The organism is Pseudomonas sp. GD04015 (assembly GCF_029837675.1).
GTDB lineage: Bacteria > Pseudomonadota > Gammaproteobacteria > Pseudomonadales > Pseudomonadaceae > Aquipseudomonas > Aquipseudomonas paralcaligenes.
The window spans coordinates 81,965-98,864 of record NZ_JAOEEE010000009.1 but is presented as its reverse complement, the minus strand read 5'-3'; the positions used below and the strand labels follow the sequence as shown (position 1 = coordinate 98,864).

The 16,900-nt window shown below is 68.7% G+C and carries 19 protein-coding genes; 7 read left to right on the top strand and 12 right to left on the bottom strand.

Annotated elements, in window-relative coordinates; translation table 11 throughout:
* Nucleotides 1–25: 25 nt before the first annotated feature.
* From rodA to N7640_RS10480, 6 genes are read right to left on the bottom strand one after another with little or no spacing between them, the layout of a single operon-like run.
* Nucleotides 26–1,174: a rod shape-determining protein RodA gene (gene rodA, locus N7640_RS10505; RefSeq protein WP_279902780.1), complete on the bottom strand. Its 1,149-nt coding sequence runs from the start codon at nucleotides 1,172–1,174 to the stop codon at nucleotides 26–28.
* On the bottom strand, nucleotides 1,171–3,099 hold the full coding sequence (mrdA, locus tag N7640_RS10500) for a penicillin-binding protein 2 (RefSeq protein WP_279902781.1): 1,929 nt from the start codon (nucleotides 3,097–3,099) through the stop codon (nucleotides 1,171–1,173). The genes rodA and mrdA overlap by 4 nt, the downstream gene beginning before the upstream one ends.
* Nucleotides 3,100–3,108: 9 nt before the next feature.
* A complete protein-coding gene (gene rlmH, locus N7640_RS10495) occupies nucleotides 3,109–3,576 on the bottom strand; it encodes a 23S rRNA (pseudouridine(1915)-N(3))-methyltransferase RlmH (protein WP_279902782.1) in 468 nt (155 codons plus the stop codon).
* On the bottom strand, nucleotides 3,576–3,935 hold the full coding sequence (gene rsfS / locus N7640_RS10490; protein WP_192321419.1) for a ribosome silencing factor: 360 nt from the start codon (nucleotides 3,933–3,935) through the stop codon (nucleotides 3,576–3,578). The genes rlmH and rsfS overlap by 1 nt, the downstream gene beginning before the upstream one ends.
* Before the next feature lie 7 nt (nucleotides 3,936–3,942).
* The gene (nadD, locus tag N7640_RS10485; RefSeq protein ID WP_220811900.1) at nucleotides 3,943–4,593 is read right to left on the bottom strand and encodes a nicotinate-nucleotide adenylyltransferase; all 651 of its coding nucleotides are present in this window, start codon (nucleotides 4,591–4,593) and stop codon (nucleotides 3,943–3,945) included.
* Entirely contained in the window at nucleotides 4,593–5,858 is a 1,266-nt protein-coding gene (locus N7640_RS10480) for a glutamate-5-semialdehyde dehydrogenase (protein ID WP_279902784.1), read from the bottom strand. The genes nadD and N7640_RS10480 overlap by 1 nt, the downstream gene beginning before the upstream one ends.
* A gap of 335 nt (nucleotides 5,859–6,193) precedes the next feature.
* Between N7640_RS10480 and N7640_RS10475 the strand changes: the two genes are divergently transcribed.
* Both N7640_RS10475 and N7640_RS10470 read left to right on the top strand, forming a co-directional pair.
* Nucleotides 6,194–6,889, top strand: coding sequence for a DNA-3-methyladenine glycosylase (locus tag N7640_RS10475; RefSeq protein ID WP_279902785.1), 696 nt, complete (start codon nucleotides 6,194–6,196; stop codon nucleotides 6,887–6,889).
* 2 nt (nucleotides 6,890–6,891) lie between these two features.
* Nucleotides 6,892–8,208, top strand: coding sequence for a bifunctional DedA family/phosphatase PAP2 family protein (locus tag N7640_RS10470; protein WP_279902787.1), 1,317 nt, complete (start codon nucleotides 6,892–6,894; stop codon nucleotides 8,206–8,208).
* An 87-nt stretch (nucleotides 8,209–8,295) separates the two neighbouring features.
* On the opposite strand, the gene N7640_RS10465 is transcribed toward N7640_RS10470, so the two are convergent.
* Genes N7640_RS10465 through N7640_RS10455 form a run of 3 tightly spaced genes read right to left on the bottom strand, consistent with a single transcriptional unit; the run spans nucleotide 8,296 to nucleotide 9,972 of the window.
* Nucleotides 8,296–8,886 carry an LON peptidase substrate-binding domain-containing protein gene (locus N7640_RS10465; RefSeq protein ID WP_279902788.1) on the bottom strand — a complete coding sequence of 197 codons (591 nt, stop codon included), beginning with the start codon at nucleotides 8,884–8,886 and terminating at the stop codon, nucleotides 8,296–8,298.
* 10 nt (nucleotides 8,887–8,896) lie between these two features.
* Nucleotides 8,897–9,613, bottom strand: coding sequence for an LrgB family protein (locus tag N7640_RS10460; protein ID WP_279902790.1), 717 nt, complete (start codon nucleotides 9,611–9,613; stop codon nucleotides 8,897–8,899).
* Complete coding sequence (locus N7640_RS10455) at nucleotides 9,610–9,972, bottom strand: CidA/LrgA family protein (protein ID WP_279902791.1); 363 nt, start codon at nucleotides 9,970–9,972, stop codon at nucleotides 9,610–9,612. Before N7640_RS10455 ends, N7640_RS10460 begins: the two co-directional genes overlap by 4 nt.
* Before the next feature lie 162 nt (nucleotides 9,973–10,134).
* Here N7640_RS10455 and N7640_RS10450 point away from each other — a divergent pair, with 162 nt between their 5' ends.
* The 5 genes from N7640_RS10450 to N7640_RS10430 all read left to right on the top strand — a co-directional run bounded on the left by N7640_RS10450 (nucleotide 10,135) and on the right by N7640_RS10430 (nucleotide 14,387).
* Complete coding sequence (locus N7640_RS10450) at nucleotides 10,135–10,590, top strand: MaoC family dehydratase (RefSeq protein WP_220811886.1); 456 nt, start codon at nucleotides 10,135–10,137, stop codon at nucleotides 10,588–10,590.
* An 84-nt stretch (nucleotides 10,591–10,674) separates the two neighbouring features.
* Complete coding sequence (locus N7640_RS10445; protein WP_279902792.1) at nucleotides 10,675–12,384, top strand: C13 family peptidase; 1,710 nt, start codon at nucleotides 10,675–10,677, stop codon at nucleotides 12,382–12,384.
* A gap of 215 nt (nucleotides 12,385–12,599) precedes the next feature.
* Nucleotides 12,600–13,241 carry an oxidoreductase gene (locus N7640_RS10440; RefSeq protein ID WP_279902793.1) on the top strand — a complete coding sequence of 214 codons (642 nt, stop codon included), beginning with the start codon at nucleotides 12,600–12,602 and terminating at the stop codon, nucleotides 13,239–13,241.
* Nucleotides 13,241–13,852 (top strand): class I SAM-dependent methyltransferase, encoded by a 612-nt coding sequence (locus N7640_RS10435; protein WP_279902794.1) that lies wholly within the window; start codon nucleotides 13,241–13,243, stop codon nucleotides 13,850–13,852. Before N7640_RS10440 ends, N7640_RS10435 begins: the two co-directional genes overlap by 1 nt.
* A 67-nt stretch (nucleotides 13,853–13,919) precedes the next feature.
* Entirely contained in the window at nucleotides 13,920–14,387 is a 468-nt protein-coding gene (locus tag N7640_RS10430) for a YbaK/EbsC family protein (RefSeq protein WP_279902796.1), read from the top strand.
* Nucleotides 14,388–14,399: 12 nt separating this feature from the next.
* Here N7640_RS10430 and N7640_RS10425 read toward each other — a convergent pair whose 3' ends face one another.
* The 3 genes from N7640_RS10425 to mpl all read right to left on the bottom strand — a co-directional run bounded on the left by N7640_RS10425 (nucleotide 14,400) and on the right by mpl (nucleotide 16,827).
* A complete protein-coding gene (locus N7640_RS10425; RefSeq protein WP_279902798.1) occupies nucleotides 14,400–14,690 on the bottom strand; it encodes a YceK/YidQ family lipoprotein in 291 nt (96 codons plus the stop codon).
* Nucleotides 14,691–14,692: 2 nt separating this feature from the next.
* Nucleotides 14,693–15,325 (bottom strand): flavin prenyltransferase UbiX, encoded by a 633-nt coding sequence (gene ubiX, locus N7640_RS10420; protein ID WP_220811875.1) that lies wholly within the window; start codon nucleotides 15,323–15,325, stop codon nucleotides 14,693–14,695.
* Between the two features lie 149 nt (nucleotides 15,326–15,474).
* Nucleotides 15,475–16,827, bottom strand: coding sequence for a UDP-N-acetylmuramate:L-alanyl-gamma-D-glutamyl-meso-diaminopimelate ligase (mpl, locus tag N7640_RS10415; protein WP_279902799.1), 1,353 nt, complete (start codon nucleotides 16,825–16,827; stop codon nucleotides 15,475–15,477).
* Nucleotides 16,828–16,900: the final 73 nt, after the last annotated feature.

Genomic DNA, 16,900 nt, shown 5'->3' with positions numbered 1-16,900 from the left:
GCTTGATTCAAATTCTGCACTCTTGTCATGACTGGGCGATCCACTTGCGGTGCGTCTGGATCGCCATCAAAACCCCAAACCCGGACAACAGCGTCACCAGATGGGTTCCGCCGTAGCTAATGAAGGGCAGGGGCACCCCCACCACCGGCAACAGACCGCTCACCATGCCGATGTTAACGAATACGTAGACGAAGAACGTCATGGTCATGCTGCCGGCCAGCAACTTGCCGAACAGCGTCTGCGCCTGGGCCGTGATCACCAGTCCGCGGGCGATCAGCAGCAGGTAGACCAGCAGCAGGATACACACTCCGACCATGCCGAACTCCTCGCTCAGCACGGCAATGATAAAGTCCGTGTGGCTTTCCGGCAAAAAATCCAGGTGCGACTGGGTGCCGAGCAGCCAGCCCTTGCCGAACACGCCGCCGGAACCGATGGCCGCCTTGGATTGGATGATGTTCCAGCCGGTGCCCAGCGGGTCGCTCTCCGGGTCGAGGAAGGTCAGCACCCGCTGCTTCTGATACTCGCGCAGGACGAAGAACCACATGCCCACCGCGATGGGCGCCACCGCCGCCGCCGCGCCGATGATCCAGCGCCACTGCAGGCCGGCCATGAACAGCACGAAGGCGCCCGAGGCGAGGATCAGCAGGCCGGTGCCCAGGTCCGGCTGCTTCAGGATCAGCACGAAGGGGATCAGAATCAGCACCAGGCTGATGGCGATGTGCTTGAGCTTGGGCGGCAGATTGTGCCGGGCCAGGTACCAGGCGATGGTCGCCGGCATGATGATCTTCATGAATTCCGAGGGCTGGAAGCGGATCACCCCGGGAATGTTGATCCAGCGGGTGGCGCCCATGGCCGTGTGGCCCATCACCTCCACCGCCGTGAGCAGGCCGACGCCGGCCAGGTAGGCCAGCGGCACCCAGCGCGCCATGAAACGCGGCTCGAACTGGGCGATGACGATGGCGGCCACCAGGCCGATGCCGAACGAGGTGCCCTGCTTGATCACCAGGTCCCAGTTCTTGCCGCTGGCCGAATAGAGGACGAACAGGCTGCCGGCGCACAGCACCAGCAGGATCAGCAGCAGCCAGCCGTCGATGTGCAGGCGCTGCAGCAGGCTGGCGCGGCGCTTGAACACGTCCTGGTCGGAAATGGTGCGGTCGAAATCCTGGCGTTTCATCGCTGTACGCTGGCCTCCTGGGTGGCGGCGGGCGCCAGCGGGCGGAACTCGGGTTTGAGCTGGCCGTCCTCGCCCAGCAGCCAGGCGTCCATCACCTGCTTGACCACAGGCGCCGCGACACCGGAGCCGGACTCGCCGTTCTCCACCATCACCGCCACCGCGATCTTCGGGTCCTCCGCCGGCGCGAAGGCGACGAACAGAGCGTGGTCGCGGTGGCGCTCGGCGATCTTGCTGCGGTCGTACTTCTCGCCCTGCTTGATGGCGACCACCTGGGCCGTGCCGCTCTTGCCGGCGATGCGGTACACCGAGGTGGCGCCGACCTTGGCCGCGGTGCCGCGCGGACCGTGCATCACCATTTCCATGCCGTTGCGCCCGTAGTCCCAGAACTTCGGGTCGCGCAGCTGGATGTCCGGCGGAGTCGCCACGTGGGGCATCAGGTCCTGCTCCATCAGCTCGTGGGGGGACATGCCGTCGGCCTGCTTGAGCAGGTGCGGGCGTATCCACTTGCCGCGGGTCGCCATCAGGGTCACCGCCTGGGCCAGCTGCAGCGGCGTGGTCTGCATGTAGCCCTGGCCGATGCCGAGGATCAGCGTCTCGCCCGGGTACCAGGCCTGGCGGTAGCGGGCCCGCTTCCACTCGCGCGACGGCATCAGCCCGGAGGCTTCCTCGAACATGTCCAGCGACACACGCTGGCCGAGGCCGAAGCGCGTCATGTATTCGTGCATGCGGTCCACGCCCATCTTGTGGGCGAGGTCGTAGAAGTAGGTGTCGTTGGACCGCATGATGGCGAACTCCAGGTTCACCGAGCCGTCGCCCGAGCGGTTCCAGTTGCGGTACTTGTGGGTGTTGCCGGGCAGTTGATAGAAACCGGGGTCGTAGACCCGGGTCTGCGGGGTGACGACGCCGGCGTCCAGGCCGGCTACCGCCACCATCGGCTTGATGGTCGAGCCCGGCGGGTACAGGCCGCGCAGCACCCGGTTGTACAGCGGCCGGTCGATGGAGTCGCGCAGGTCGGCATAGGCCTGGAAGCCGATGCCGGTGACGAAGGGGTTGGGGTCGAAGCTGGGCTGACTGACCATGGCCAGCACGTCGCCGGTGGCCGGCTCGATGGCCACCACGGCGCCGCGACGCCCGCCCAGCGCGTCCTCGGCAGCCTCCTGCAGGTTCACGTCGAGGGTCAGGGTCAGGTCCAAGCCGGGCGCCGGATCGGTGCGCTTGAGCACCCGCAGCACACGGCCCCGGGCATTGGTCTCGACTTCCTCGTAGCCCACTTCGCCATGCAACAGATCTTCGTAGAAGCGCTCGACGCCGGTCTTGCCGATGTGGTGGGTACCGGCGTAGTCGGCCGAGTCGAGTTCCTTGAGTTCCTTCTCATTGATGCGCCCGACGTAGCCGACCGAGTGGGCGAAGTGCCCCTTCTGCGGGTAGTGGCGCACCAACTGGGCGCTGACGTCCACACCGGGCAGGCGGAACTGGTTCACCGCGATGCGGGCGATCTGCTCCTCGGTCAGCTCGAACAGCACCGGCACCGGCTCGAACGGCCGCCGCCCCTGGCGCATGCGCTTCTCGAACAGGGCGCGGTCGTCGGCAGTGAGCTGCAGCACCTCGACGATCACGTCCAGCACCTGGTGCCAGTCGCCGGCACGCTCGCGGGTCACGGTCAGGCTGAAGCTGGGCCGGTTGTCGGCGATGATCACTCCGTTGCGGTCGAAGATCAGCCCGCGGGTAGGCGGGATCGGCTGCACGTGGATGCGGTTGTTCTCGGCCAGGGTCGAGTGGTGCTCGTACTGGATCACCTGCAGGTAGTACATGCGGGCGATCAGCACGCAGGTCAGCAACAGCACGGTGATGCCGCCGACGACGACGCGACGACGCACCAAGCGGGCGTCCTTCTCGTGGTCCTTCAGGCGGATCGGTTGCGGCATGGCGACTGCTTATTTGTGGTACGGATGCCCGGACAACACGGTCCAGGCACGGTAGATCTGCTCGCCGACCAGGATGCGCACCAGCGGGTGCGGCAGGGTCAGCGGCGACAGCGACCAGCGCTGCTCGCTGCGCGCACAGACCTCGGGCGCCAGCCCCTCGGGGCCGCCGACCATCAGGTTGACGGTGCGCGCATCCAGGCGCCAGCGGTCCAGCTCGACGGCCAGCTGCTCGGTGCTCCAGGGCTTGCCTGTGACCTCCAGGGTGACGATGCGTTCGCCGGGCTGGACCTTGCCCAGCATGGCCTCGCCTTCCTGGCGGATCAGGCGGGCGACGTCGGCGTTCTTGCCGCGGGTGGTCAGCGGAATCTCCACCAGCTCCAGCGGCAGCTCGGATGGCAGGCGCTTGACGTACTCCTGCCAGCCCTCCTCCACCCAGCGCGGCATGCGCGAGCCGACGGCGATCAGCCTGATACGCACTACTCGGCCGGGTCCTGGTGCTGTGCGCGGCTCTGCTCGGCGCCCTGCCACAGGCGCTCCAGGTCGTAGAACTGGCGGGTGGCGACCTGCATCACGTGGACCACCACGTCACCCAGGTCGAGCAGGGCCCACTCGCCACCGTCCAGACCCTCGTTGCCGATCGGGCGCACGCCCTGCTCCTTGACCTTGTCCAGCACCTCGTTGGCCATCGACTTGACGTGGCGGCTGGAGGTGCCGCTGGCGATCACCATGAAATCGGTGACGCTGGTCTTGCCGCGCACATCGATGGTGGTGATGTCCTGACCTTTCAGGTCTTCCAGGGCCGCGACGGCGACCTTGACCAGTTCTTCGTTTTGCATCGTTACCTCATGAATCGGTTTTCGCACGGTACAGATCGTGCGTATGGATATAGGCCAGCACGGCGTCGGGCACCAGAAAACGCACCGAACGCCCCTGCGCCAGCAACTGGCGAACCAGGGTGGCGGACACCGCGAGCGACGTCTGCCAGATGAAACTGATCTGCCCGCCGGGCCCCGAGAGGCTGTGCGGGTCGGTCACGCTGCGCGCGGCGAGCAGGTCGCGCAGGGCCTCGGGCGGCTCGCTGTCGGCATCCGGCCGCTGCAGCACGAGGATGTGGCAGTGGTTCAGCAACTCCTGCCAGCGATGCCAGGTCGGCAGCCCGCAGAAGGCATCCCAGCCCAGCAGGAGGAACAGCTGGTCGTCCGCCGCCAGCTCGCCGCGCACCGACTCCAGGGTGTCGTAGGTGAACGACGGCTTGTCGCGCCGCAGCTCACGGTCGTCGACCCGCAGCACCGGCTCGCCGGCCACCGCCAGTTCGACCATGGCCAGGCGCTGCTCGGCGGTGGCCTGGGGTGCCTCGCGGTGCGGCGGACGGGCGCTGGGGATCAGCCGCAGTTCGTCCAGCGCCATGTGCTCGGCCACTTCCAGCGCGCCGCGCAGGTGGGCGATGTGCACCGGGTTGAAGGTGCCACCCAGGATTCCGAGGCGACGCGCCATCAGGTACGAATATGCCCGTCGCCGAACACCACGTACTTCTCGCTGGTCAGGCCTTCCAGGCCGACCGGGCCGCGAGCGTGCAGCTTGTCGGTGGAGATGCCGATCTCCGCGCCCAGGCCGTACTCGAAGCCGTCGGCGAAACGGGTCGAGGCGTTGACCATCACCGAGGCGGAATCCACCTCGGTGAGGAAGCGCCGCGCATCGCTGAAGTTCTCGGTGATGATCGCGTCGGTGTGCTGGGAGCCGTAGCGATTGATATGCTCGATGGCCGCATCCAGCGAGTCGACGATGCGGATCGCCAGGATCGGCGCGTTGTACTCGGCGCGCCAGTCGTCCTCGGTCGCCTCCAGCACGTCGCCGCCGAGCAGCGCGCGGGTCGCGGCGTCGCCGCGCAGCTCCACGCCCTTGTCGCGGTAGATGGCGGCCAGCGGCGGCAGCACGCGCGCGGCGATGGCCTCATGTACCAGCAGGGTTTCCATGGCGTTGCACGGCGAGTAGCGCTGGGTCTTGGCGTTGTCGGCGACGCGGATGGCCTTGTCGAGGTCGGCGGCGCTGTCGATGTAGACGTGGCAGACGCCGTCCAGGTGCTTGATCACCGGCACCTTGGCGTCGCGGCTGATGCGTTCGATCAGGCCCTTGCCGCCGCGCGGCACGATGACGTCGACGAACTCCGGCATGGTGATCAGGGCGCCGACGGCGGCGCGGTCGGTGGTCTCCACCACCTGCACGGCGCTGGCCGGCAGGCCGGCTTCGGCCAGGCCGAGCTGGATGCAGCGGGCGATGGCCTGATTGGAATGGATGGCCTCGGAGCCGCCGCGCAGGATGGTGGCGTTGCCGGACTTCAGGCACAGGCTGGCGGCATCGATGGTCACGTTGGGCCGCGACTCGTAGATGATGCCGATCACGCCCAGAGGCACGCGCATCCGGCCGACCTGGATGCCCGACGGCAGGTAGCGCATGTCGCGGATCTCGCCGATCGGGTCCGGCAGGGTGGCGACCTGGCGCAGGCCCTCGATCATGCTGTCGATCACCTTCGGCGTCAGCGCCAGGCGGTCGACCATGGCCGGCTCCAGGCCGCTGGCACGGGCGGCGGCCAGGTCCTGCTCGTTGGCGGCGGCAAGCTCGGCGCGGGCGGCGTCGAGGGCGTTGGCGGCGGCCTGCAGGGCGCTGTTCTTCTGCGCGGTGCTGGCACGGGCGAGCACCCGCGAGGCATCGCGCGCGGCGCGGCCCAGGCGGGTCATGTAGTCGAGCACGGACTCGGTCATGGTCGGCGGAGGTCTGGCAGTTGGAAAAAGTGGCTGATTATAGCGGGCATGCCCAGCCTCGCCCAGCACTGCCGGGCGGATGGTTCGGGCAATAGGGCGAAGGTCCTGTCGGACAAACGCAGGTAGAAGTCCCATCGTTCCCGCGCAGGCGGGTATCCATGGGCAGCCCTTGGGTCCCCGCCTGCGCGGGGATGACGGGGCATGGGATGGGCAGCCGCTGCAACAGCCGATTGCCGTGGGCGGAGGGTGCGCCCATGCAACATCGCGGAACAAGATTCACTGCCGACACCGCCGCTCATTGCTAAGATCGCGCGATTTCCCGCTCCGGAACCGCGATGACCGCACTGCCCTGGCCCGCAGCCGCCGCGCTGCCCGACAGCTTCTTCGACCGCGACGCCCAGCTGCTCGCCCGCGCGCTGCTGGGCAAGATCATCCGCCACCGTCATCGCGGCCACTGGCTGGCCGCGCGGGTCATCGAGACCGAGGCCTACTACCTGGCCGAGAAGGGCAGCCACGCCTCGCTCGGCTACACCGAGAAGCGCCGCGCGCTGTTCATGGATGGCGGCCACATCTACATGTACTACGCCCGCGGCGGCGACTCGCTGAACTTCAGTGCCCACGGCCCGGGCAACGCGGTGCTGATCAAGTCCGCCCTGCCCTGGCTCGACGAGCGCTGCGCCGAGGACGCCCTGCAGCGCATGCAGGCCAACAACCCTTCCGCCGCCGGCGACCATCGCCACCCCGAGCGCCTGTGCGCCGGCCAGACCCTGCTGTGCAAGTCACTCGGCCTGAAAGTGCCGGAGTGGGACGCGCAGCGCTTCGACCCGCAGCGGCTGTTCGTCGAGGACGTCGGCCAGCGCCCGGTGCAGATCATCCAGACCACCCGCCTGGGCATTCCGGCCGGCCGTGACGAGCATCTGCCCTACCGCTTCGTCGACGCCGCCCATGCCCGGCACTGCACACGCAACCCATTGCGCCGCGGACAGGTCGAAGGTCGCGACTACGTTCTGCTGAACCCCGAGGAGCTGTAACCATGAGCGAATGGTTCGCGACCCTGTCGCACTGGCTGGAAGCCAACCCGGAATGGCTGGGCCTCGCCATCTTCCTGGCCGCCTGCCTCGAATGCCTGGCCGTGGCCGGCATCCTGATCCCCGGCACCGTGCTGCTGTTCACCCTGGGTGTGCTGGCCGGCAGCGGCGCCCTGGGCCTGAGCGAGACCCTGCTGCTGGCCTACGCCGGTGGCCTGCTCGGCGACGCGATCTCCTACGGCCTCGGCCGCCGCTTCCACCAGGGCATCCGCGGCCTGCCGGTGTTGCGCGACCACCCCGAGTGGCTGAGCGGCGCGGAGACCTACTTCCAGCGCTACGGCGTGGTCAGCCTGCTGGTGGGGCGCTATATCGGCCCGCTGCGGCCCATGCTGCCGATGGTGGCGGGCATGCTCGACATGCCGCTCATCCGCTTCGCCCTGGTCAGCCTGCTGGCGGCCGCCGGCTGGGCGGTGGCCTACATCCTGCCGGGCTGGGCGACCGGCGCGGCGATCCGCCTGCCGCTGCCGGAAGGCTTCTGGAGCGCGGCGGGCATCATCGGTGGCGGGGTCGGCCTGATGCTGGTGGTGCTGATCTTCAGCAGCCTGCGCGAACAGCGCTGGACCGTGCCGGTGGCGGCCACCAGCTGCGCCGTCCTGCTGCTCGCCCTGCTGATCGGCATCCCCCACCTCGACGCACTGGACCAGGGGTTGATCGCGCTGGTCCAGGAACACCGCAGCGACCACGTCGACAGCCTGGCCATGCTGATCACCGGCATCGGCGACTTCCGCACCCAGGTGGCCGCCGGCGTGCTAGTCACCGTGCTGCTGCTGATCTCGCGGCGCATCCACGCGGCGCTGTTCCTGGCCAGCTGCACGCTGTTCACCGCGCTGGCCACCACCGGCCTCAAGCAGCTGTTCGCCCGCGCCCGCCCCGAGGTGCTGCAACAGCCGCTGGATACCTTCAGCCTGCCCAGCGGCCACAGCTCGGCGGCCTTCGCCTTCTTCCTGGCCCTGGGCGTGCTGGCCGGGCGTGGCGCCTCGGCGCGCACGCGCCTGACCTGGCTGCTGCTGGCCAGCCTGCCGGCGCTGAGCATCGCTGCGTCGCGGGTCTACCTCGGCGTGCACTGGCCGACCGATATCCTCGCCGGCTCGCTGCTCGCCGGCAGCGTGTGCGCGGCGTGCCTGGCCTGGCTGCAGCGGCGCGAGCCGATGCGCCCGCTGGGCGCGCGGGTGTGGTGGCTGGTGCTGCCGGCCACGGTTGCCTTGCTCGGCGGGGCGAGCGCCTGGGCGTTGCCGACGGCGATGCAGCTGTACCGTTACTAGGGGTTCAGGGGCTTGGTCGGTATTCCGATTGGCCGCGATGATCCACAGAGGGCTTCGCGGCCAAGGCCGCTCCCACGGTAGTTGTTCCTAGGCGGTCATCTCGCCCTGCAGGCGGTCGAGGAACGTCTGGATCAGTTGCAGGCGCTGCAACGGTTGGTCTTCCGCCAGCACCTGCAGCTTCTGCTCGGTGGAGAACGGCAGCAGGTAGGCGAGCTGGTTGGCCAGGGCCTGCTGTCCGCCGACCACGCCGCCCATGCCCAGCGCCGCCACCATCGGATGCTCGGCCAGAGCGCCGAGCAGGGCCGACAGGTCGGCGTGCTCCGCCAGCAGCGGCGCGTCCTCGCACTCCTCCAGCCAATCCACCTCGGCCAGGGTCAGCTGGTCCGGGCGCACCGCGACCGCGCCCACCCGCAGGCGCCGGACACCCTCGACCCGGATGCCGAGCAGGCCATTGGAGCGCTGCTGGAAGTCGCGGATCACCGCCTCGCAGCCCAGCGCCGAGAAGCGCGAAGCCGCCTCGCCGACTTCCCGCCCTTCGAGGATGGCGACCACGCCGAAGCCTTCGCCGCGACGCATGCAGGCGCTGACCATGTCCAGGTAGCGCGCCTCGAAGATCTGCAGGTCGAGCACGCAGCCGGGGAACAGCACGGTGTCGAGGGGGAACAGCGGATAGTCCATGACAGTCGCCTCAGGCCACGGCCGCGACGACGAGGGGCAACGCCACCGCCGTCAGCATGCCCATCAGGCTCATGGCCAGGGCGGCGAAGGCGCCGCTCTCCTCGCCTTCCTGCAGCGCCCGCGCGGTGCCCACCGCGTGGGCGGTGATGCCGAGGGCCAGGCCCTGGGCCGCCGGATGATGCACGCCGATGCGGCGCAGCAGCTCGGGGCCGCACATGGCGCCGAGTACCCCGGTGATCAGCACGAACACCGCGGCCAGCGCCGCTACGCCGCCGATCTGCTCGGCCACCAGCATGGCGATGGGCGAGGTCACCGACTTCGGCGCCATGGTCATCAGCATCATGCGCTCGGCGCCGAAGGCCCAGGCCAGCGCCACGCCCAGCACGGTGGCGAACGTCCCCGCCACCAGCAGAGTGATCAGGGTCGGCCAGAACAGCTGGCGGATGCGCTTGAGGTTGAGGAACAGCGGCACCGCCAGGGCCACGGTGGTCGGGCCGAGCAGCACACTGAGCAGGAAGGTGCTCTCGCGGTATTCCTCGTAGGTCAGGCCGGCGGCCAGCAGGATGCCAATCAGCACCGCCATGGACACCAGCACCGGCTGCAGGAACACCCAGCGGGTGCGCTCGTAGGCGGCCAGCGCCAGCTGGTAGACGGCCAGGGTGATGCCGACGCCGAACAGCGGGTGGTGCAGCACCGCCTGCAGCGCACCGTGCCAGTCCGCGCTCATGGCCGCTCCCCGCGCCGCGCCTGGCGGTCGATCAGCTTCTGCATCAGCCAGCCGGCGAACAGCAGGGAAATCAGCAGCGACAGGCCCAGCGCGCCGGCCAGGGCCCAGAAGTCGGCGGCGATCTGCTCGGCGTAGACCATCATGCCCACCGCCGGCGGCACCAGCAGCAGCGGCAGGTAGCGCAGCAGGCCCGAGGCAGCCTCGGACATGGGCTCGCCGACCTCGCCGCGCACCAGCAGGAACACGAACAGCAGCAGCATGCCGATGATCGGGCCCGGCAGCATGGGCAGCAACAGGACGTTGAGGGCGGTGCCGAGCAACTGGAACAGCACCAGCCAGGTCAGGCCGCGGAGCAGCATGCATGAGCCTCCGGCTAGGGAAAGGCGGCCATTATAGACACGACGAAGGGCGCGCCATAAACCGCGACTTTCGGCTTGACCCGTCCCGCCGCGCCATGCTGTTCTAGGGCCAGCTTGGCTTACCAAAAACAACAACTGACCTCGCATCCTCAAGGAGGATCTATGCCGCTCGTTCCCGTCGCTCAGCTGCAAGACTATGTAGGCAAGGAACTCGGACGTTCCGAATGGCTGACCATCGATCAGCAGCGCATCAACCAGTTCGCCGAGTGCACCGGCGACCACCAGTTCATCCACGTCGACCCGGAGAAGGCCAAGCGCACCCCGTTCGGCACCACCATCGCCCACGGCTTCCTCAGCCTGTCGCTGATCCCGGTGCTGATGGAAAAGCTCATGCTCGCCCCGGAAGGCCTGAAGATGGCCGTCAACTACGGCCTCGACAGCGTGCGCTTCATCCAGCCGGTCAAGGTGAACTCCCGCGTGCGCCTGGCCGCCAAGGTGCTCGACATCACTGAGAAGCGTCCCGGCCAGTGGCTGTTCAAGGTCGAGGCCACCCTGGAGATCGAAGGCGAGGAGAAGCCCGCCTACATCGCCGAATCGCTGTCGCTCTGCTTCGTCTGAAGCGGCACGCACCGCACGAAACGGGGCGCTTGGGCGCCCCGTTTGCATTCGGCGCTGGCATACTCGCGGCATGAACCGACCAGGATGTCCGCCATGCCCCGCCGCCTAGCCCCGCTCGCCCTCGCCCTGCTGCTCGCCGCCTGTGGCGACGGCGAACCGCTACTGCCGCCGGACGCCGTGCTGCCGGACGGCGCCCGCTATCGCGGCGAGGTGGTGGACGGGCTGCTGCAGGGCGAAGGCCGCCTCGACTACGCCAACGGCGTCTACTACACCGGCCGCTTCAAGGACGGGCTGTTCGAAGGCCCCGGCGAGTGGCACGGCGCCAGCGGCGAGAGCTACAAGGGTGGCTTCCACCTCGGCCTGTTCGAGGGCCAGGGCGAACTGGTCTACGGCGACGGCAGCCGCTACCAGGGCGGCTTCAAGCAGGGTCGCCTGCACGGCGAGGGCCACCTGCAACAAGGTGCCATGAGCTACCGGGGCGAGTTCCGCGACGACCGCTACCACGGCCTCGGCACCCTGGAGTGGCCGGATGGCAGCCACCAGGGGCGCTTCGTGCGCGGCGAGGCGGAAGGCGAGGGCGTGCGCAGCACGTCGGAAGGCCAGTACAGCGGCACCTTCAAGAAAGGCCTGCTGGAAGGGGAAGGCAGCTACCAGGGCGAAGACGAGAAGCGCTACACCGGCCACTTCCGCAATGACCTGTTCCACGGCAAGGGCCGCTACCAGAACGGCGACGGCGAAGTCTGGAGCGGCCGCTTCGAGAACGGCGCGCTGAACGGCAAGGGCGAATTCCGCGGCGCCGACGGCCGTCACTACGAAGGCGAGTTCCGCTACTGGCGCTTCCATGGCCAGGGCCGGCTGAGCCTGGCCGACGGCAGCGTCTACGAGGGGCGCTTCGTCAACGGCGAGTATGGCGGCGAAGGCACCCTCGTCGCGCTCGACGGCAGCCGTCTTCAGGGCACCTGGAACGATGGCCGGCTGCTGCGCCAGGAGGACGGCTCGGCGAGCCCCGACCCGCTCGAACTCGGCCTCCTGCAACAGGGCCAGCTGCTGCAACAGGCGCTGGACGCCCTGCCTGCCTCCACCCCTGCGGTCGAGCTGTACAGCCTGACCCTGGCCGGCGACGGCAAGCAGAGCGTGTTCCTGCGCGAGGCGGACTACGTCAGCAAGCTGCTGCGCGAACGCTTCGGCGCGCGCGGCAACGTCACCCTGACCAACCACCGCGACCACCTGGCCGACCGCCCGCTGGCCACCCGCGAGAGCCTGACCCGCGCCGTGCAGGCACTGGCCCAACGCAGCGGCCCCGAAGACCTGATCTTCCTCTACCTGACCAGCCACGGCTCGCGCGACCACGCACTGAGCATCGACCAGCCGCGCCTGCAACTGGCCGACCTGCCGGCCGCGGAACTGACCGCCCTGCTCGAACCGCTCAAGGACCGGCACAAGGTGGTGGTGATCTCGGCCTGCTATTCCGGCGGCTTCATCCCGCCGCTGAAGGACGACAAGACCCTGGTGATGACCGCCGCGCGCGCCGACCGGGTGTCCTTCGGCTGCTCCGAGGAGAACGACTTCACCTACTTCGGCCGCGCCCTGTTCGCCGAAGCCTTCAACGAGACCGACGACCTGACGCGCGCCTTCGAGCTGGCCAAGGCCAAGGTCGCCGAGCGCGAGCAGGCCGAGGAATTCGAGGCCTCCGAACCCCAGTTGTGGGCGCCCCGACCGGTCATCGAACACTGGAAGCGGCTGCGCCAGCAGCAGGCGCAACAGGCGCTCACGGCCGCGGCGAAGGCACCTTGAACGGCGAGCCACTTCCGCCACTTCGCCCAGCAGGCCGTTGAAAAACGTAGGCGAGGCAGCCAGCGCAAGGCAAAAACAGGCGAAAAAGCGCAATTTACGAGCTGTAAATGAGCATTTTGAGACCCCGCGTCCCGGCCTGTTTTTAACGCAGCGATGGCAACGCAGGTAGTTTTTCAACAGCCTGCTAGGATGAGCCGTATCAGCGGAGACCATGCATGTACCTGACCCCACAGCGCATCCTGCTCGCAGGCGCCACCGGCCTTACCGGCGAACACCTGCTCGACCGCCTGCTCAGCGAGCCGACGATCAGCCGCGTGCTGGCGCCCAGTCGCGCTCCGCTGGCCGAGCACCCGCACCTGGACAACCCGGTGGGCGCGCTGGCCGAGCTGTTGCCGAGCCTCCAAGGCCCGATCGACTCGGCCTTCTGCTGCCTGGGCACCACCATCAGGCAGGCCGGCTCCCAGGACGCCTTTCGCGCGGTGGACCACGACCTGGTACTGGCCTTCGCCCGCCGCGCCCACGAGCTGGGCGCGCGCCATTTCCTGGTGATCAGCGCGATGGGCGCCAACCCGGGCTCGTCGGTGTTCTACAACCGGGTCAAGGGCGAGACGGAGGCAGCGCTCAGGGCGATGGACTGGCCGCAGCTGACCATCGCCCGCCCCTCCCTGCTGCTCGGCCCGCGCCGCGAGTTCCGCCTCGGCGAGCGCCTGGCCGCACCGCTGCTGCGCTGGATTCCCGGCAAGTACCGCGGTATCGAGGCCGCCGTGCTGGCCCGCGCGCTGTGGCGCCTGGCCCTGGAGGAAGGCGAGGGCGTGCGGGTGGTGGAGTCCGACGAGCTGCGCCGGCTGGGCCGCTGATGAAGTTCTACGACGAGAAGATATTGCCGCGCCTGATCGACTTCGCCTGCGGCATGGGCCAGGTGATGAAGACCCGTTCCCAGGTGGTGCCGCTCGCCGAGGGGCGGGTGCTGGAGATCGGCATCGGCACCGGCCTCAACCTGGGCTTCTACGATGCAGGCAAGGTCAGCGCCATCGTCGGCGTCGACCCGGCCGCGCAGATGCAGCCCCTGGCCCGCCAGCGCGCCGAGGGCATCGGCATCCCACTGGAGATGGTCGCCCTGGAGCTGGGGCAGATCCAGGCCACCGAGGCCAGTTTCGACAGCATCGTCTGCACCTTCACCCTGTGCACCATCCCCGACCCGCTGGCCGCGCTGAAGGAAATGCGCCGGGTGCTGAAGCCCGGCGGCAAGTTCCTGTTCAGCGAGCACGGCCGCGCCCCGGACGCCGGCGTGCGCCTCTGGCAGGACCGCATCACACCGCTGTGGAAACCGCTGGCCGGCGGCTGCCACCTCAACCGCGACATCCCCGCCCTGCTCGCCGCCGGCGGCTTCCGCATCCGGGAAGTGCAGAGCAGCTACCTGCAGGGCCCACGGCCGATGACCTGGGTCTGGCGCGGCTGGGCCGAGTGACCGCCTGCGGGTTGACTGACCCGGTGCGAACGACAAGCATGGTGCTTTTGCCGGAAGGAAAACCCGCATGAGCCTGGAGTCGGTCCGCCGCTTCTTCGCCGAGAAGGCGCCCCACATCGATATCATCGAACTCGAGACCAGCACCGCCACCGTGGCCCTCGCCGCCGAGGCCCACGGCGTGGAGCCGGGGCGCATCGCCAAGACCCTGGCCTTCCGCGTCGGCGAACGCAACGTGCTGGTGGTCGCCCGCGGTGATGCGCGGCTGGACAACCGCAAACTCAAGGAAGCCTTCGGCGCCAAGGCCAAGATGCTCGATGCGCAGACAGTCGAGGCGCTGACCAGTCACCCGGTCGGCGGCGTCTGCCCCTTCGGCCTGGCCACCGACCTGCCGGTCTACTGCGACCTGTCGCTGCAGGCCTTCGACGAGGTGCTGCCAGCCGCCGGCGCCCTGCACAGCGCCGTGCGCATCTGCCCACGGCAGATGGCCGAACTGGTCGACGGCGAGTGGGTGGACGTCTGCCAGGCGCTCGACTGAGCGCCGCCTGATTCAGTTGCCGCCGCTGACGCCCAGCCCCACACCCAGCTCGGCGGCCACGGAGAACGGCAGCAACAGGGTCTCCAGCAACGCGGCGAACGGCAGGTCGAGGGCGGCGTAACGGGGCGCTTCGGCGCCGAAGCGGTCCACCGGGCAACAACCGCCTTGCAGCGTGTACCAGTCCAGGCGCGTGCCGGAGTAGATGATCGGCGCGCCGGACTTGGCCGCATCCAAAGTCCGCACACTGGCGCAGCCGGGCAGCAGCGCCCAGACCAGCAGGCAGCCATATAAGGAAGCTTTCATGCTCAGTCGTCGCCGCTGATCAGGTGATGCTCGCCCCAGCGCGGCAGCATGTCCTGGGGAATGCCCAGGCAGTTGAGGATGCGCGCCACAACGAAATCGATCAGGTCGTCCAGGGTCTGCGGCTGATGATAGAAGCCGGGCGACGCCGGCAGGATGGTCACACCCAGGTTGGACAGCCTGAGCATGTTCTCCAGGTGGATGCTGGAGTACGGCGCCTCGCGCGGCACCAGGATCAGCTGGCGGCGCTCCTTGAGCACCACGTCGGCGGCGCGCTCGATCAGGTTGTTGCAGGCGCCGGTGGCGATGGCCGACAGGGTGCCGGTGCTGCAGGGCACCACCACCATGGCGCTCGGCGCGCCGGAGCCGGAGGCCGGCGGCGCCATCCAGTCCTCCTTGCCATACACGCGGATCTGCCCCGGCGCCGCGCCGGTGTACTCGCTGAGGAACTGCTGCATGGCCTGGGGCTTGGCCGGCAGGGTCACGTCGGTCTCGGTGGCCATCACCAGTTGCGCCGCCTTGGAGATCAGGAAATGCACCTCGCGGTCCTCCTGCACCAGGCAGTCGAGCAGGCGCAGGCCGTACTGGGCGCCGGAAGCGCCGGTCATGGCCAGGGTGACGCGTTCAGGGCCGCTCATGGGAAATTCCTCGGAGTGTTTGTTCCCCCTCTCCCCTTGGGAGAGGGGCCAGGGGTGAGGGCCTTCCAGGCAACGCCGAGCTGCCCACGACACCCTCACCCTACGCGGGCCGCCCCAACCCTCTCCCGGCGGGAGAGGGAGACGACTCTCTATTCAGCCAGCGCTTGCGCCAGCTTGCCGTGCAGACCGCCGAAACCGCCGTTGCTCATGATCACCACCTGGGTGCCGGGCACGGCCACGGCTTTCACCCCTTCGATGATGGCCTCCAGCGACTCGCAGACCCGGGTCGGCACCCTGGAGCCGGCCACGGTGGCCGCCAGGTCCCAGCCCAGGTTCGGCGGCGCGTACCAGAACACCCGGTCGGCCTGCGCCACGGACTCCGGCAGGCCGTCGCGGTGGGCACCGAGCTTCATGGAGTTGGAACGTGGCTCGATCACCGCGATCACCGGCGCATCGCCGACGCGCTTGCGCAAGCCGTCCAGGGTGGTGGCGATGGCGGTCGGGTGGTGGGCGAAGTCGTCGTAGACGGTCACGCCGTTCACCTCGGCGACCTTCTCCATCCGCCGCTTGACACTCTTGAAGGTCGACAGGCCGGCGATGCCCAGTTCCGGCACCACACCGACATGGCGGGCCGCGGCCAGGGTGGCCAGGGCGTTGGCCACGTTGTGCTGGCCGGTCAGCTCCCACGCCACGGTGCCTTCGACCTTGCCGTCGAACAGCACCTCGAAGCGCGAGCCATCCTCGCTGAGCAGGCGCGCCTGCCACTGGCCGCCCGCACCGGTGGTCTGTACCGGGGTCCAGCAGCCCATCTCGATCACGCGGACCAGGGCCTCTTCGGTCTGCTGATGAATGATCAGCCCCTCGCCCGGCACGGTGCGCACCAAGTGATGGAACTGCCGCTCGATGGCGGCCAGGTCCGGGAAGATGTCGGCGTGGTCGAATTCCAGGTTGTTCAGGATCGCCGTGCGCGGGCGGTAGTGGACGAACTTGCTGCGCTTATCGAAGAAGGCGCTGTCGTACTCGTCGGCCTCGACCACGAAGAACGGCGTGCCGCCCAGCCGTGCCGAGATGCCGAAGTTCTGCGGCACGCCGCCGATCAAAAAGCCCGGGCTCATGCCGGCATGCTCCAGCACCCAGGCCAGCATACTGGTGGTGGTGGTCTTGCCGTGGGTGCCGGCCACGCCCAGCACCCAGCGGCCCTGCAGCACATGATCGGCCAGCCACTGCGGGCCGGAGACATAGGGCAGGCCCTGGTTGAGCACGTATTCGACCGCCGGATTGCCGCGCGACAGGGCGTTGCCGATCACCACCAGATCGGGGGCCGGCTGCAGGTGCTCGGGCAGGTAGCCCTGCATCAGCTCGATGCCCTGGGCTTCGAGCTGGGTGCTCATGGGCGGGTAGACGCTGGCGTCGGAACCGGTGACCCGGTGCCCCAGCTCCTTGGCCAGCACCGCCAGGGAGCCCATGAAGGTGCCGCAGATACCGAGAATGTGGATGTGCATCGATGACCTCGAAAAGAACCGGGAAGCCCCGGCAGAACTGGGCGCAGGGTAGCACAGGGCGTGCCGCCGGGCA